General features: G+C 73.8%; 12 protein-coding genes. 8 read left to right on the forward strand and 4 right to left on the reverse strand.

Annotated elements, in window-relative coordinates; all coding sequences use genetic code 11:
• Positions 1-58 precede the first annotated feature (58 nt).
• Positions 59-481, reverse strand: a complete 423-nt coding sequence (locus ACZ4K2_RS31605) for a YjbQ family protein (protein WP_467478444.1) — start codon at positions 479-481, stop codon at positions 59-61.
• A 129-nt stretch (positions 482-610) separates the two neighbouring features.
• Between ACZ4K2_RS31605 and ACZ4K2_RS31610 the strand changes: the two genes are divergently transcribed.
• The gene (locus tag ACZ4K2_RS31610; RefSeq protein WP_467478446.1) at positions 611-1,687 is read left to right on the forward strand and encodes an NAD(P)-binding domain-containing protein; all 1,077 of its coding nucleotides are present in this window, start codon (positions 611-613) and stop codon (positions 1,685-1,687) included.
• A gap of 13 nt (positions 1,688-1,700) precedes the next feature.
• On the opposite strand, the gene mltG is transcribed toward ACZ4K2_RS31610, so the two are convergent.
• Both mltG and ACZ4K2_RS31620 read right to left on the reverse strand, forming a co-directional pair.
• Positions 1,701-2,624, reverse strand: a complete 924-nt coding sequence (mltG, locus tag ACZ4K2_RS31615) for an endolytic transglycosylase MltG (RefSeq protein ID WP_467478448.1) — start codon at positions 2,622-2,624, stop codon at positions 1,701-1,703.
• Between the two features lie 43 nt (positions 2,625-2,667).
• Positions 2,668-4,470 carry an ABC transporter ATP-binding protein gene (locus ACZ4K2_RS31620; protein ID WP_467478451.1) on the reverse strand — a complete coding sequence of 601 codons (1,803 nt, stop codon included), beginning with the start codon at positions 4,468-4,470 and terminating at the stop codon, positions 2,668-2,670.
• A 114-nt stretch (positions 4,471-4,584) separates the two neighbouring features.
• Between ACZ4K2_RS31620 and ACZ4K2_RS31625 the strand changes: the two genes are divergently transcribed.
• From ACZ4K2_RS31625 to ACZ4K2_RS31655, 7 genes are all read left to right on the forward strand, one after another.
• Positions 4,585-5,034, forward strand: coding sequence for a MarR family winged helix-turn-helix transcriptional regulator (locus ACZ4K2_RS31625; protein WP_467478453.1), 450 nt, complete (start codon positions 4,585-4,587; stop codon positions 5,032-5,034).
• Between the two features lie 484 nt (positions 5,035-5,518).
• The gene (locus ACZ4K2_RS31630) at positions 5,519-7,093 is read left to right on the forward strand and encodes a M1 family metallopeptidase (RefSeq protein ID WP_467478455.1); all 1,575 of its coding nucleotides are present in this window, start codon (positions 5,519-5,521) and stop codon (positions 7,091-7,093) included.
• Between the two features lie 309 nt (positions 7,094-7,402).
• On the forward strand, positions 7,403-9,316 hold the full coding sequence (locus ACZ4K2_RS31635) for an N-acetylmuramoyl-L-alanine amidase (RefSeq protein WP_467478458.1): 1,914 nt from the start codon (positions 7,403-7,405) through the stop codon (positions 9,314-9,316).
• 584 nt (positions 9,317-9,900) lie between these two features.
• Positions 9,901-11,706 (forward strand): ABC transporter ATP-binding protein, encoded by a 1,806-nt coding sequence (locus ACZ4K2_RS31640; protein WP_467478460.1) that lies wholly within the window; start codon positions 9,901-9,903, stop codon positions 11,704-11,706.
• The gene (locus tag ACZ4K2_RS31645; protein WP_467478462.1) at positions 11,703-13,523 is read left to right on the forward strand and encodes an ABC transporter ATP-binding protein; all 1,821 of its coding nucleotides are present in this window, start codon (positions 11,703-11,705) and stop codon (positions 13,521-13,523) included. The genes ACZ4K2_RS31640 and ACZ4K2_RS31645 overlap by 4 nt, the downstream gene beginning before the upstream one ends.
• 597 nt (positions 13,524-14,120) lie before the next feature.
• The gene (locus ACZ4K2_RS31650) at positions 14,121-14,591 is read left to right on the forward strand and encodes a DUF5709 domain-containing protein (RefSeq protein ID WP_467478464.1); all 471 of its coding nucleotides are present in this window, start codon (positions 14,121-14,123) and stop codon (positions 14,589-14,591) included.
• 63 nt (positions 14,592-14,654) lie between these two features.
• Positions 14,655-14,918, forward strand: coding sequence for a type B 50S ribosomal protein L31 (locus tag ACZ4K2_RS31655; RefSeq protein WP_467478467.1), 264 nt, complete (start codon positions 14,655-14,657; stop codon positions 14,916-14,918).
• Between the two features lie 59 nt (positions 14,919-14,977).
• Here ACZ4K2_RS31655 and ACZ4K2_RS31660 read toward each other — a convergent pair whose 3' ends face one another.
• A complete protein-coding gene (locus ACZ4K2_RS31660; protein WP_467478469.1) occupies positions 14,978-15,772 on the reverse strand; it encodes a metal-dependent hydrolase in 795 nt (264 codons plus the stop codon).
• Positions 15,773-15,797 lie beyond the last annotated feature (25 nt).

Here is a 15,797-nt window from a genome sequence, read left to right on the forward strand (position 1 = left end):
GCCGGGGCGGGCGCCTTGCCCGACGGCCCGCCCCGGTACCGGTCAGCCACGGTGCCGGTCAGCCGAGGAAGCTCAGCCGAACCCGGCGGTCGGGGTTGTCCTTGTTCGTGTCCACCAGGCACACCGACTGCCAGGTGCCCAGTTCCAGGCGGCCGCCGATCACCGGGAGGGTCGCGTGCGGCGGGACGACGGCGGGCAGGACGTGGTCGCGGCCGTGCCCGGGGCTGCCGTGCCGGTGCTGCCAGCGGTCGTCGGCCGGGAGCAGGGTGTGCAGGGCCGCGAGCAGGTCGTCGTCGCTGCCGGAGCCCGTCTCGATGACCGCGATCCCGGCCGTGGCGTGCGGAACGAAGACGTTGAGCAGGCCGTCGCGGCCGGACGCCGCCTCCCGCAGGAACTCCTCGCAGTCGGCGCTCAGGTCGACGACACGCTCCCGGGAGCCGGTGGAGACGTGCAGCATGCGTGTGGTGAAGGCATCGGACATGTCCCCATCCTGACCCCTGCGCCGGTTCTCACACGCGCCGGCGCCCCCGTTCCCCCGGTCCCCGCGGCCCGCCGGCCGGTCCGGGACGCCCGCGGGAAGATCGGCGCACCGCATCCTGTTGGGCCAGGCGTGAACGCAGCACGCGAGGTCGAGGTCGTCGTCATCGGCGCGGGTCAGGCCGGGCTGGCCGCCGCCCATCACCTGCGGCGGGCCGGCTTCGGGCCGGACCGGGACTTCGTCGTCCTCGACCGCTCCCCGGGGCCGGGCGGTGCCTGGCAGTTCCGGTGGCCCTCGCTGACGTTCGGCAAGGTGCACGGCATGCACGCCCTGCCCGGCATGGAGCTGACGGACGCCGACCCGGCGCGGCCCTCGTCCGAGGTCGTCGCGGAGTACTTCGACCGGTACGAACGCGCCTTCGACCTGCGGGTGCGGCGCCCCGTGGAGGTGCGCGCGGTACGCGAGGGCGCCGGGGGGCGGCTGCTCGTGCAGACGTCGGACGGCGACTGGTCGGCCCGGGCCCTCATCAACGCGACCGGCACCTGGGACCGGCCGTTCCGGCCCCGCTACCCCGGTCAGGAGACCTTCCGCGGGCGGCAGCTGCACACCGCGCGGTACCGCGGGCCCGAGGAGTTCGCCGGGCAGCGGGTCGTCGTCGTGGGCGGTGGCGCCTCGGGCACCCAGCACCTCCTGGAACTCGCCCCGTACGCCGCCGAGACCACCTGGGTCACCCGGCGGCCGCCGGTCTTCCGCGAGGGGCCGTTCGACGAGGACGCGGGCCGTGCGGCCGTCGCGCTGGTGGAGGACCGGGTCCGCCAGGGGCTGCCGCCGCGCAGCGTCGTCTCGGTCACCGGGCTCCCCCTGAACGACGCGATCCGGCGCGGTCTCGCGGACGGCGTCCTGGAACGGCTGCCGATGTTCGACCGGATCACCCCGGAGGGCGTGGAGTGGCGGGACGGCCGGAAGGTGGCCGCCGACGTGATCCTGTGGGCGACCGGTTTCCGGGCCGCGCTCGGTCACCTCGCCCCGCTGCGGCTGCGCGAGCCGGGCGGCGGCATCCGGGTGGACGGCACCCGCGCGGTCGCCGATCCGCGGGTCCACCTCGTCGGCTACGGGCCGTCGGCCAGCACCATCGGGGCCAACCGCGCCGGACGCGCGGCCGTACGGGACATCAGGCGGCTCCTGGCCGGGGAGCCGGCCGCCGCGTGACAGCCCACCGGGCTCAGCCCCCGACGGCCTCCGAAGGTCCCGGGAGTTCCGGGGGTCCGGGGGGTCCCGGGGGTCCCTGCAGGCCGCCGTCCGACGGCTGCGCGGGCGCGCTCTGGTGGAGGGCCTCGAAGTCGGCCACGTTCCGCAGGTGCTCGTCGTAGTCGGCGGTGAAACGGGTGTCCCCGGGGCTCACCGTGACGAAGTACAGCCAGTCGCCCGGCGTCGGGTCGAGGGCGGCGCGCATCGCCTGCTCGCCTGGGTTGTCGATCGGGGTCGGCGGCAGTCCGGTGTGCTGGTAGGAGTTGTACGGGCTGGTGATCTGGGTGTCGCTCCGGCTGCTGCGCACCATGTTGCGGTTCAGCGCGTAGTTGAGGGTGGAGTCCACCTGGAGCGGCATCCCGCGCGCCAGCCGGTTGAAGACCACCCGGGCGATCTTGCCCATGTCCGCCGCAGAGTCGGCCTCGGCCTGGACGATGCTGGCGACGGTGACGGCCTGGTAGACGTCGGTCCCCTCGCGCTGCGCCCCGGCCGCGACCGGCGCGCGGTCGTAGCGCTGCCGGGCGGTGTCGACCATGGCCCGCAGCAGCGACTCCGGGGTCGCGCCCTCACGGACCGGATACGTCGCGGGGAAGAGGTAGCCCTCCGGATTGCCCCCCGCCTGGTGCGGCAGTTGCAGGGCCGCCTTGTCGAGGGACTTGCCCGTGCTGCCCGCGGGCAGTCCGAGGGCCTTGTCGATCGCGTCGTAGACCTGGCTGGCGCGCCAGCCCTGCGGGATGACCAGCATGGCGGGTTCCTCCGCCTGCTCGCCGTCGACCGCGAACGTCAGCAGCGGCACCGCCACGGCGGTGCCGGCCACGACGGCGCCTGCCACGACGACGGCGAGCCTGCCCCGGCGCGTCAGTCGGATCCTGCTCCGTGACGGAGTGTTCGTCTGCATGCGGGCACGGTAATACGCATATCGTCGCGAACCCGGCATATATTCAGTTTGTCGGCTGCAGTCGCGCGTCCCTGCGCACCAGGGCCGCGTACCGGCCGTCCCGCTCCAGGAGTTCCTCGTGCGTCCCGCGTTCGGCGACGCGGCCGGAGTCCAGCACCACGATCTGGTCGGCGCCCCGGACGGTGGACAGCCGGTGGGCGATGGTGATCGTCGTACGGTCGGCCGACAGCGCGTCGATGGCCTCCTGCACGGCGGCCTCCGTGCGGGTGTCGAGCGCGCTGGTCGCCTCGTCCAGGATGAGGACCGGCGGGTCGCGCAGGATGGTGCGGGCTATCGCCAGGCGCTGCTTCTCGCCGCCGGAGAACCGGTGGCCGCGTTCGCCGACGACCGTGTCGTAGCCGTCGGGCAGCGCGGTTATGTGGTCGTGGATCTGGGCCGCCTTCGCCGCCGCGTACAGCTCCTCGTCGGTGGCGTCCGGTTTGGCGAAGCGCAGGTTGTCGGCGACCGAGGCGTGGAAGAGGTACGTCTCCTGCGAGACGACGCCGACCGCGCGCGCGAGGGTGTCGAAGTCGAGGTCGCGGACGTCCACGCCGTCCAGGGTGACCCGGCCGCCGGTGACGTCGTACAGCCGGGGCACCAGGCAGCCCAGTGTGGACTTGCCGGCGCCGGTCGGGCCGACGACGGCGAGGCTGCGGCCGGCCGGCACGGTGATGTCGACGCCGTCGAGGACCGGACCGCCCTTGCCGTCGTACCGGAACTCGACGTCCTCGAACCGGACTTCGCCCTTGACCTGGCCGAGCCGGACCGGGCGCTCGGGCTCGGTGATGTCGACCGGCAGGTCAAGGTACTCGAATATGCGCTGGAAGAGCGCCAGCGAGGTCTGTATCTGCACCCCGGTGGCGAGCAGGCTCACCGCGGGGCGGAACAGTCCCTGCTGGAGCGAGACGAAGGCGACGATGGTACCGAGGGAGACCTCGGGGCCGCCGAAGCGGAGGGCGAGGCCGGCGGTCCAGTAGATGACGGCCGGCATCGCGGCCATGACGATCGTGATCACGGCCATGCGCCAGCGCCCGGCCATGTTCGACCTGACCTCCAGGTCGACCAGGCGCTCGGACTCCGCGGCGAAGGACGCGGTCAGCGAGTCGGAGCGGCCCATGGTGCGGCCGAGCAGGATGCCGCTGACCGACAGCGACTCGGTGACGGTGGCCGCCATGGCGGCCATCTGCTTCTGCCGCTGGGTGGTGATCTTCTTGCGTTCGTTGCCGACGCGGCGGCTGATCCACACGAACACCGGCAGCAGGAGCAGGGAGACGATCGTCAGCCGCCAGTCCAGCGCGACCATGGCGACGACCGTCGCGACCACACTGGTGACGTTGGAGACCAGGGAGGTGGCCGTGGAGGTGACGGTGGCCTGCATGCCGCCGATGTCGTTGGCGATGCGGGACTGCACCTCGCCGGTGCGGGTGCGGGTGAAGAAGGCGAGCGACATGCGCTGGAGGCGGCCGTAGACGGCCGTGCGCAGGTCGTGCATGACCCGCTGGCCGACGGTGGTCGAGATCAGCGTCTGGAGCACGCCGAAGACGCCGGCCAGGACGGCGCTGAGGACCATGCCGAGCGCGAGCAGGCTCAGCAGGCCCGTGCGCCCCTCGGGGATCGCGACGTCGAGGATCTCCCGCAGCAGGAACGGTGTGGCCACCGAGACCAGCGAGGAGGCGCCGACGAGGAGGCCGACGAGGGCGAGCCGCCCACGGTAGGGACGGAAGAGCCGCAGGATGCGGCGCACCTGCCGGGGCTGTTCGCCGGCGTCGGCAGGTGGGGTCCAGGAGAGTTCACGGTCGGGATGCATGGGCTCCTACTGAGGGGAACGGGTGCCGGCCCGGGAGCGGCCGACGCCGTCGAACGGATCGTAGCTCATTGTTACCTATACTCACAATGAACGGCATCCTGATATTGTTCCCGCATGACCACCCCCGATCCCGACGGACTGCTCGCCGAGCAGTTGCTACGGCTCACCCGCCGGGTGCACCGCATCCAGAAGCGCCATCTCCAGGAGCGTGAACTGGGCGTGACCCCGGCCCAGTCCCGGCTGCTGCGCACCCTCGCGCACTACCCGTCGCCGCCGCGCATGGCCGACCTCGCCCAGCGCCTGGAGGTCGTGCCCCGTGCGGTGACGACGCTGGTCGACGGGCTGGAGGCGAACGGCAAGGTGCGGCGGGCGGCGGATCCGGCGAACCGGCGCGTGACCCGGATCGAGCTGACGGACGAGGGGCGGGCGACCCTGCGCGAACTGCGCGGCGCCCGGCACTCCGCCGCCGAGGAGATACTGGCGCCGCTGACGGACAAGGAGCGCCAGGTGCTCGGCGTCCTCCTGGACGCGCTGATCGACGGGAACCCGGACCAGCCCTGCTGAACGGCCACGCCTCCGCGAGAGGAGGCGGCCCGGACTGCGCCCCCGTGGGCGGCACGCCCCGCCGTCGCCGCCGGTGACGACCGCGACCCTCCGCCGTCACCGGCGTCCAGGGCCCTCCACCAGCACCTCCGGGACCACGGGCGGCGTCCGGCCGCGGCAGTCGTCCGGAGGGACGAGGGGGCACGTGCTCGGCCGACCTGCCGACCACGCGCCACCGCTCCCGCGCAACGTCGGCCGAGCAGGCGCCGCCCGCGGCAGGTGTCGTCCAGCCGCGGTCAGGTGAGACGCCGGCCGCCTTCGCGCGCCCGCGTCCCGGACGGCACCCGTACGGCCGCGCACGAGCGGCCGACGCGGGGATGATTAGTGATATAACCTCACCTTCCTGGCATAGTGCGGGCATGGAGATCACGACCGCCGGCAGTCCAGCGGGGCACACGACCGCGAGCCCGGCCCCCCGGCCCCGCGCCGTCGACGGACCGTTCCGGTGAGGGCGCCGTCCGCTCCACGGCCCCGGCGCCTCCTGCGCGCACGGCGCACGGTGCTCGTCCTCACGGTCGGCGGAGCCGTCGCGCTCGCCGGAACCGTCGTGGTGACGGGAACCGACCTGTTCACCGGGGACGCCCGGGTCGGCGGCCCGGGGCCGCGTCCGGACCGCGCCGCCCCCGGCGCCTCCGCCGCCCCGGACGGCCAGGCACCCTCCCCCGGCGCGCCGGGCATCGGCGATCCGCTCATGCCGCTCGCCGGCAACGGCGGCTACACGGTCGGCCGATACACGCTCGACTTCGACTGGCGGGCGCCACGGACGCCCTTCGAGGCCGGCGCCACCATCAGCGCCACCGCCACCCAGGCCCTCTCCCGCTTCGACCTCGACTTCGCGGGCAATGCGCTGCACCACGTCACCGTCGACGGCACACCGGCCGCCGCCGAACGCCACGGTGACGAACTCGTCGTCACGCCCGCGAAACCGGTGCCACGCGGCCGGACGTTCACCGTCCACGTCGCCTACACCGCCGACCCGACCCAGGGACGCCACCGCGACGACGCGATCCAGGACTACGGCTGGGTGCCCACGCCGGACGGCACGGTTCTCTGCGCACAGCCCGACGGCGCCAAGATGATCTTCCCGGCGAACGACCACCCGAGCCTGCGCGCGCCCGTCACGTTCCGGATCACCACCCCGCCGGACCTGAGCGCGGTGGCCAACGGCCGGCTCGTCGGCACCGCACGGCGGCCCGACGGCCGCGTCCGCTGGACGTACGACTCCGAGCAGCCGATCGCGGCGCAACTGGTCCAGATGGCGATCGGGAAGTTCACGTTCGTCGACGGCGAGGGCCCGCGCGGGCTGCCCGTCCGGGACGTGGTGGCGGAGGATCTGGTCGCGGACACCGCCGAGTACCGCTCGCTCACGCCGGAGCACCTGGCGTGGCTGGAGCGGCGGCTCGGCCCGTACCCGTTCCGCCGCTACGGGGTGCTCGTCGGCGACACCGACCAGCCGGTGGCGCTGGAGACCCAGTCGCTCTCCGTCGTGCCGCCCCAGGAGCTGCAGGGCGACCGGGTGAACGCCGAACGCAACCTCGTGCACGAACTGGCCCACCACTGGACGGGCGACAGCGTCGCCGTCCGGCGCTGGTCCGACCTGTGGCTGAGCGAGGGTCACGCCCGGTACTACGAACGCCTGTACTCCGGCGAGCACGGCGGCGTGAGCATGGAGTCGGCGATGCGGGCGGCGTACGAGCAGCACGACCAGTGGCGCCACGACGAGGGCGCGCCCGCCGAGCCCACCGCGCAGACGCTGTTCAAGGTGATGCGGTACGACGGCTCCGCGCTGGTGCTGTTCGCGCTGCGGGAGAAGGTCGGCGAGGAGACCTTCGGCCGCATCGAGCGGGCCTGGGTGACCACCTATCAGGGCCGGGCCGCCGGTACCCGGGACTTCGTCGCGCTCGCGTCCCGGGTCGCGGGCGAGGACCTAAAGCCCTTCTTCACGCCGTGGTTGTACGGCGCGCACACACCGCCCATGCCGGGCCACCCCGACTGGCGGGTCGACCCGGTCGAGGACTGAGCGCGCGCACGGCCCCAGTTGGTTGCCCCGGGCAGCGGAGTTACTGCCGCCGACCGGGTGGCCTCTGCGGGGTGGCTGGTCCACCCCGGTGACGCTCGCCACGACACGGCGCCCGAGGCACGGAAACGTACGAGGGGTGGCACGACGGGCAACTCCTCTGCCCCGGTGGCGAACGAGCGTGGTTGGGAGAGCCTCTGCATGAAAAGAAGAAATGTTTCTGCACATGTCCCCGGTACCGCCCGGAGGTGCCGCCGCACGGCTTGCCTCATCGCGGGGGCGGCTCTTCTGCCACCGCTGCTGATCCTGCCGATGGCCGGCGTCGACGACCCGTCCGACCGGCGTCTGCAACACGCTTTCACGGACGCCTCGCGGGAGTTCCACGTGCCCCGCAGTGTGCTGATGAGCGTGGCGTACATGCAGTCGCGCTGGGACGCCCATCCGGGCGCGCCCAGCGTCGCGGGCGGTTTCGGGCCGATGCACCTGCTGGACACCGATCTCGTCAGGCCCCCGACGCCGTCGTCCGACCCGCCCGAGGCGGACGGCGTGCCGAGCGCGGGGGCCGCGGGGCCGGCCGCCGGGGAGGCCGCGGACCCCCCGGCCCGCCATGCCGTGCAGCCCGCGGACCTCCAGCACGCGGCACGGCTGATCCGGGCCCCGGCCGGACGGCTGCGGACGGACGCCGTCGCCAACGTACGCGGTGGAGCGGCCCTCCTCGCGGCCACCCAGACCCAGCTCGGCAAGCCCCTCAGCAACGACCCCGCGGACTGGTGGGAGGCGGTGGCCCGGTTCCCCGGCACCCGTGACGTCGCGTCAGCCGCGGCGTATGCCGCCGACGTCTTCGCCGTGATCCGCCGGGGCGCGCACCGCACCACCGCCGAGGGCCAGGACGTCTCCCTCCCCGCCGCCCCGGGTGTGAAGCCGCGCCACCGCGCCACCGTCCCGCAGGGCCCGCAGCGACCACCGCAGGTCGAGTGCCCGGCCGACCTGACCTGCGACTGGCTCGGCGCGCCCTACGTGGAGATCGACAACGGCACCGACGGCACCACGTACGGCAACCACGACCTGGCCGACCGGCCCCGGGACCAGCCCATCGAGTACATCGTCATCCACGACACCGAGGCGACGCTGAACAGCATGTTCCAGACCGTGCAGGACCCGACGGAGGCGTCCTGGCACTACTCGGTCCGCTCCAGCGACGGCCATGTCACCCAGCACGTCCGGACCAAGGACGAGGCCTGGCACTCCGGAAACCAGTTCGTGAACGCCCGTTCGATCGGCATCGAGCACGAGGGCTTCCTTACTCAGCCGGGCACCTGGTACACGGAGCGGATGTACCAGACCTCGGCGCGTCTGGTGCGGTACCTGGCGAAGAAGTACTCGATCCCGCTCGACCGGCAGCACATCTTCGGCCACGACAACGTGCCGGCCCCGACGGCCGGCTCCATCCCCGACATGCACGACGACCCCGGCCCCTTCTGGGACTGGCGGCACTACTTCGACCTCCTGGGTGCCCCTCTGCGGGCGACGGCGGGACCGGACAGCGACATGGTGACCATCCTGCCGGACTACACCACGAACAAGCCGCGGTTCACGGGCTGTACCCGCGATGGTTCACCGTGTCGGGCGCACGGCTCCAGCGCCGTCCGCCTGTACACCGAGCCGCGCGTCGACGCGCCGCTCATCCAGGACCCGGGCCGCAGGCCGGAGGGCGACGACTCCACCGAGGACGTGAACGACCTCGGATCGCGCGTCTCCGCCGGTCAGACCTTCGCCGTCGCCGACCGCAGCGGCGACTGGACGGCCATCTGGTTCCAGGGGCGCAAGGCCTGGTTCGAGAACCCCAAGGCACACCCCACCGCCGTCGGCGCGGCCGGGCACATGGTCACCCCGAAGGACGGGCTGGACGAGGTCCCGGTGTTCGGACGCGCGCTGCCGGAGGAGGAGGCCTACCCGGAGGGCATGGACGAGCCGAGCGAGTCGCCGCTGCCGTACGGCCTGCAGGCGGGCCAGCGGTACGTGACGCAGTCCGGCGTCGGCAGCTCCTACACCGCCAAGTCGTTCGGCTCCACGCCCAACCCCGTGGTGTGGGGCCGCGAGAAGTACTACGAGATCCAGGTCGGCCACCGGCTCGGGTACGTCCGGGCGAGCGACGTGGACGTCATCGACTCGTCCACCGCCGCCGCGGGACCCCAGGGACAGGAGGCCCCCGCGGACGGACGATGACACCGCGGCGGCCCACGGCCGTGTCCCGCCCGGCGAGGTCGTCGCCGGGCGGGTCCGGCGGGCCGGTCGTGGCCGTTCACGGCGGCGAGGCGGCGACCGGGGCGCGGCCGCCTCCACCGTCGTGCTCGACATCCGGCGGGGCGGGCACCGGCGGCGTTCGTACGGGGCGGGTGGGCGTGCGTCCGGGTCGCGGGCTCCCTGGACGCCGTGTCACCGGGCGGGGTGCGGGGCTTCGGTGGCACAGGCGGTGAGCAGGAGGAGAAGCATCAGGAGAAGGGCGGGCGCCTCAGGTCGCCGTCGCGTCCGTCGTGCGCCGCGCGCCGGCGTACCGCACCCGCCCGGGCCGGCGGCGTGAACCGGTGGACCGCGGTTCTCCCGGTCGGCCACCGCTCCGGACGGTCCGCCGCGCCGCGCTCCGCGGACGGAGCCGTCCCGGGCGTGGCCGGAAGGCGGTGGAATCACCGGTCGGCCGGAAAAACGGTTTGAAATTCACCACTGCGCGACGCGAACCTTTCACGGCTTGCTGCCGCTCGCGCGGCCGTCCGGTCATTCCCTTCTCCCTTGACACGAGCCACTGGGACGTCATGCAGATCCAAGACCTTCCGTATCCCGACCCGGGCGTGCCCGACGCACGTTCGGGTCCCCGATTCCTGTGGTGGCTCTGGCGCAACCAGCTGGGCGGACAGCTGCGGTCACTCGCCTGGGGCCTGTTCCATTTCGTCTCCGTCTCCGCCCTTCCCTTCTGCGTCGGCCTGGCCGTGCAGGCCGCGGTCGACCGCTCCGGCACCCGGCTGGCCCTGACGGGTGTTCTGATGCTGCTGTGCGGGGTGGGCATCGCCGTCGGCGACACCTTTCTGCACCGCGCCTCCATCACCAACTGGATCACCGCCGCCGCCCGCCTCCAGCAGTTGCTGGCCCGCAAGGCCGCTCACCTGGGTTCAGCCCTGACCCGCCGGGTGGCCGCCGGCGAGGTGGTGGCCGTCTCCACCGGCGACGTGGAGAAGATCGGCTGGTTCGTCGAGGCGCTCTCCCGGTTCACCGCCGCGGCGCTGACGGTCCTGGCCGTCGGCGTCGGCCTGGTCGTGTACCAGCCGTCCCTCGGCCTGGTCGTCGCCGTCGGCCTGCCCGTCGTGGCGCTCGCGGTGCTGCCGCTGCTACCCCGGGCGACGCGCCGGGCCGACACGCAGCGCGAGAAGGCGGGCCGGGCCACCGAGCTGGCCTCGGACACCGTGGCCGGGCTGCGCGTGCTGCGCGGCATCGGCGGCGAGGAACTGTTCCTGGACCGCTACCGCCGGGCCTCCCAGGAGGTGCGGCACGCCGCCGTGCGCAGCGCCCGGATGTGGTCGCTGATCTCCGCGGTGCAGGTGCTGCTGCCGGGGCTGCTGCTGATCGCGGTCGTCTGGCACGGCATCGGCCTGGCCCGCCAGGGCCGGATCACGGTCGGTGAACTCGTCACCGTGTACAGCGCGGTCATGATGCTCAACTACCCGCTGCGGCACTTCGAGGAGATCGCCATGGCGTACTCCTTCTCCCGCCCGTCGGCCGTCCGCGCCGCGCGCGTGCTGTCGCTGGAACGGTCCACGGCCACCGACGGCACCCGCGAGGCCCAGGTGCCCGGCGGCGACCTGTACGACCCCGTAACCGGTCTGCTCGCGCCCGCCGGGCGTCTGACCGCGGTGGTGTGCGGTGACCCGGACGCGGCGGGCAGGCTCGCCGAGCGGCTGGGCGGCCACCCGGCGGAGCCGGACCGGTCGGTGCTGCTCGGCGAGGTGCCCCTGGACGAACTCCCCCTCGACAGCGCCCGGACCGCCGTCCTCGTCCAGGACAAGGACCCGGTGCTGCTCTCCGGCACGCTGCGCGAACTGCTCGACGTGCCCTCCTCCGGTGCCGTGCGCGCCGCCGACGCGCTGGCCGCCGCGCAGTGCGGGGACGTGCTGGACACGCTCGCGCAGGGCTCGCTGGGCACCGCGGACCCGCTGGACGCCCGGATCACCGAGCGCGGACGCTCGCTCTCCGGCGGGCAGCGCCAGCGTCTGGCCCTGGCCAGGTCCCTGATGACCGATCCGGAGGTGCTGGTGCTGGACGAGCCGACGTCCGCGGTCGATTCGCACACCGAGGCCCGGATCGCGGACGGGCTGCGCCGGCTGCGGTCGGGGCGGACCACGGTGGTGTTCACCTCATCGCCGCTGCTGCTGGACCGCGCGGACCGGGTCGTCCTGGTCGACGACGGCGAGGTCGTGGCGGTCGGCGCGCACCGCGAACTGGTGGACGGCGATCCGCGGTACCGAGCGGTGGTCACGCGGGAGACCGACGAGGAACGGGCCGCGGCCGGGGACAGCGTGCTGCTGGGCGCGCTCCAGGAGCTGGAAGAGATCGAGGAGAGCGCATGATCGGCGTTGCGCCACCGGCGTACGACCCGGCGGCCCCGACGACCGCCACCACCCTGCCCGTGGGGGCCGCCGCCACCGTGCGCGCCTACGTCACCGAGTTGTTCCGCCGGCACCGCCGGGCCTTCCTGCTGCTCATCGGCGTCAACACGGTGGCCGTGATCGCCTCCATGGCGGGCCCCTACCTGCTCGGAGGCCTGGTCGAACGGGTGTCGGACAGGGCCGGGGCACTGCATCTGGGCCTGACCGCCGGGCTGTTCGTGCTCGCGCTCGCCGTGCAGGCCGTGTTCGTCCGGCAGGTGCGGCTGCGGGGTGCGGTGCTCGGCGAGCGGATGCTGGCCGACCTGCGCGAGGACTTCCTCGTCCGGTCCGTCGGGCTGCCGCCCGGCGTGCTGGAGCGGGCGGGCACCGGCGACCTGCTCTCCCGCATCACCACCGACATCGACCGGCTGGCCAACGCCATGCGCGAGGCCGTGCCGCAGCTCGCCATCGGCTTCGTGTGGGCGCTGCTGCTGCTCGGCGGCCTGGTCGTGACGGCTCCGCCGCTGGCCGCCGCCGTGCTGCTGGCCGTGCCGGTCCTGGTGGCCGGCTGCCGCTGGTACTTCAAGCGGGCCCCGTCCGGCTACCGCTCGGAAGCCGCCGGGTACGCCGCCGTCGCCGCCGCGCTCGCCGAGACCGTGGACGCCGGTCACACCGTCGAGGCGCACCGCCTCGGCGCCCGCCGCGTGGCCCTGTCGGAACAACGGATCAAGGAGTGGACCCAGTGGGAGCGCTATACGCTCTGGCTGCGCTCCGTGCTCTTCCCCGTCATCAACACGGTCCACCTCCTCGTGCTCGGCTCGGTCCTGATGGTCGGCGGCGTGTTCGTGCTGCACGGCTGGATCGGGGTGGGTCAGCTGACCACCGGGGCGCTCATCGCCCAGATGCTCATCGATCCGGTGAACCTGATCCTGCGCTGGTACGACGAGGTGCAGGTCGCCCAGGTGTCGCTGGCCCGCCTGGTCGGGGTGCGGGACATCGAGCCGGCGGCCGGAGACGCCTCGGTGGCTCCCGACGGCCGGGCCGTGCACGCCGACCGGGTGCGCTTCGGCTACCTGGAGGGCGTCGACGTGCTGCGCCGGGTCTCGCTCGACGTCGCCCCGGGCACGCGGCTCGCCCTGGTCGGTCCGTCCGGCGCGGGCAAGTCCACCCTCGGCCGGCTGCTCGCCGGGATCTACGCTCCCCGCGACGGCCGGATCACCCTGGGCGGGGCGGAGCTGTCCCGGATGCCCGCCGAGCGCGTCCGCTCGCACGTCGCCCTCGTCAACCAGGAGCACCACGTCTTCGGGGGCAGCCTGCGCGACAACCTCCTGCTGGCCCTCCCGTACTCCCGGGTCGGCCCCGCAGGAGAGGGCACCGCCGCCGACACCCACGACGCCGAGCTGTGGGCGGCCCTGGGCGCGGTGGACGCCGACGGGTGGGCGCGGGCGCTGGACGACGGCCTGGACACCGAGGTCGGCTCCGGCGGCCTCGCGCTGACCCCGGCGCAGGCCCAGCAGATCGCACTGGCGCGACTGGTGCTGGCGGATCCGCACACGCTGGTCCTGGACGAGGCGACCTCCCTGCTCGACCCGCGGGCGGCCCGCCATCTGGAACGCTCCCTGGCGCGAGTCCTGGACGGCCGCACCGTGGTGGCCATCGCCCACCGCCTGCACACCGCCCACGACGCCGATGTGATCGCCGTCGTGGAGAACGGCAGGATCAGCGAGCTCGGCAGCCACGACGAGCTGGTCGCGGCGGAAGGCGCCTACGCGGCACTGTGGAGGTCCTGGCACGGGTGAGCGCCTGCCGCGGGTGCCGGTGCCCTCGCGGGTACCGGCACCCGCGAGGGCACCGGCGGCCTCCCGGACCCGCGCGGCCTGCCAGGGTTGCGTAGCCTGCCGGGCTTGCGTGGCGTCCCGGCCCTGCATGGTCTGTCGGCCGTGCGTGGCCTGCCGGGCTTGCGCGGTCTCTCCGGCGCGGGTGGGCCGAGCAGCGGCGCGGCGGTTCCCGCTGGTCCCGGGAGGCGGGCCCGTCGCCGGGGCCCGGCCGCCTGGAGCAGGCGGGTGTCCATTCCGGGGGCGCAGGCGTCCGTCCGGGGTGGGCGGCCGGCGAGCCGCGGCGGGCGACCGGCCATCCGGAGCCGGCGGCCGGCCGTCCGGGGCGGGTCCGCGTCCGGTGGGCGCAGTGCTGCCGGGGCCCGGGAAGCACCGCCCGTTCCGGGAGGCGTGCCGTTGCGCGGTGCCGAGCAGGGGTGGAACTCTGGGAAGCGGGGGCATCGGCTCGGAGCACGCCCCGGAACCGGGCGGTTCACGGTGTGTGAACCCCGTGCCGTGTACTCCGGCGGCCCGCCGCCCGCCGGGGTGGCATCCGGCCGTTCTCACCACTTGGAGGCACCCGTGGACAGCGCCGACGGCTGGGGGGACGACGTCTACCAGCCCGACCCCTCGGAGATCGCCGAGGACACCGGGGTGCTCGACGTCGAGGACACACTGGACTTCGACGGCGTCGCCGAACCGCTCGACCGCGGCTGGTCCCCTCCCGAGCGGCCGTGGGCCGTCGAGCACATCGGCGTGACGGCGTCCGAACGCCAGACGGGCGAGACGCTCGACCAGCGGCTGGCCGAGGAACTGCCCGAGCCCGCCGCTCCCGACGGTGACGGCATCGGCGACTGCGAAGGCACGGACGGCGAGCTTCTGGACAACGAGGTCGGCCATCACCGCTCCGGCCGGCTGGTGGCCCCCGACGAGGGAGCCCACGAGGACGAGGAGGCCGCACTCGTCGCCACCGACGTCGGCATCGACGGAGCCGCCGCCTCCGCCGAGGAGGCCGCCATCCACATCGTCGACGAGGACACCCTGCCCGGCTGACGGTCCGGCCGGCCGGCCCCGTCCGGACTCCCCCGTCCCGACCACCCCGCACGAGGAGCCGCCATGCAGCAGGACAAGCATCCCGACTACCACCCCGTGGTGTTCCGGGACCGGGCCGCCGGATACGCCTTCCTGACCCGGTCGACCGCAACGAGTGAGCAGACCATCGAGTGGGACGACGGCCGGACCTACCCGGTGGTCGACGTGGAGATCTCCTCGGAGAGCCACCCCTTCTACACGGGCAAGGCCCGCACGGTCGACACCGAGGGACGCATCGCCCGCTTCGAGCGCCGGTACGGCGCGGCGGACGCCGGCGACGCGACCTGATCCCGGGGGCGCCCCGGGGCCGGGGCCCGTGGACGTCCGCGGCTCGTGCACGACCTTCCTCAGATCACGTTGAGTGCCGCCGCGCAGCCCACTCCCCCGAGCAGCATGAACACCGGCATCAGGACCTTCAGCTCGACCCAGCTGCCCGCCCGGAACCGCATCACCTTCGGGGGCCCCAGCGGGTACCAGCGCTTGCGGCCCACCGGGATCGGCCACAGGATCGGGCAGCCGGACACGGTCAGCGCGTCCCCGATGTCGTGCACCAGCGCGCCCAGCACGATCGGCAGCCCCAGCCACAGGTACTCCTGCCCGGGCTCGGTGAACAGCCAGCCGGAGCCGTTGCCCGGCTGGTCCAGCACTCCCGCGAGGATCCACGCGCTGGTCGCCGCGAGGAGCCAGACCAAGACGTCGCTGCTGGAGCCGCGGGCCGCCCGCCACAGCAGTCCTTCGATCGCGAGCACCATGTGCACGAACAGGATCGCCAGCACCGCCCAGCGGCCCCCGGTGATCGCCGCCGCGGAGCAGCCGCTGCCGATCAGTACGGCCCACAGCCAGGTGTGCGTGAGCGTGCGGTGCCCACCGGACCGGCGCGGGTCGCCCTTCTTCCTGGTCGCCTTGTAGACCGCGTACGACAGCTTGTCCACGATCTCGCAGAGCCCGCGGGAGATCGGTCCGAAGGACCGCGAGATGGTGGCCGCCTTGTGGTCGAGGTCCGGGGCGAGCGCGGCACCGGCGGTGATCAGGGCACCGACGAGGAGGACCGGCCAGGGCATCGCGTGCCCCGCCGCCGCTGCCGCGGCTCCGACGCCCAGCCAGGCCGCGGCTCCCGACAGTGAGTGTGCTGGTCCCATCATGGCCGCTTCCTGCCCCATTCCTCGT

It is taken from the genome of Streptomyces sp. NPDC025833 (assembly GCF_055558055.1).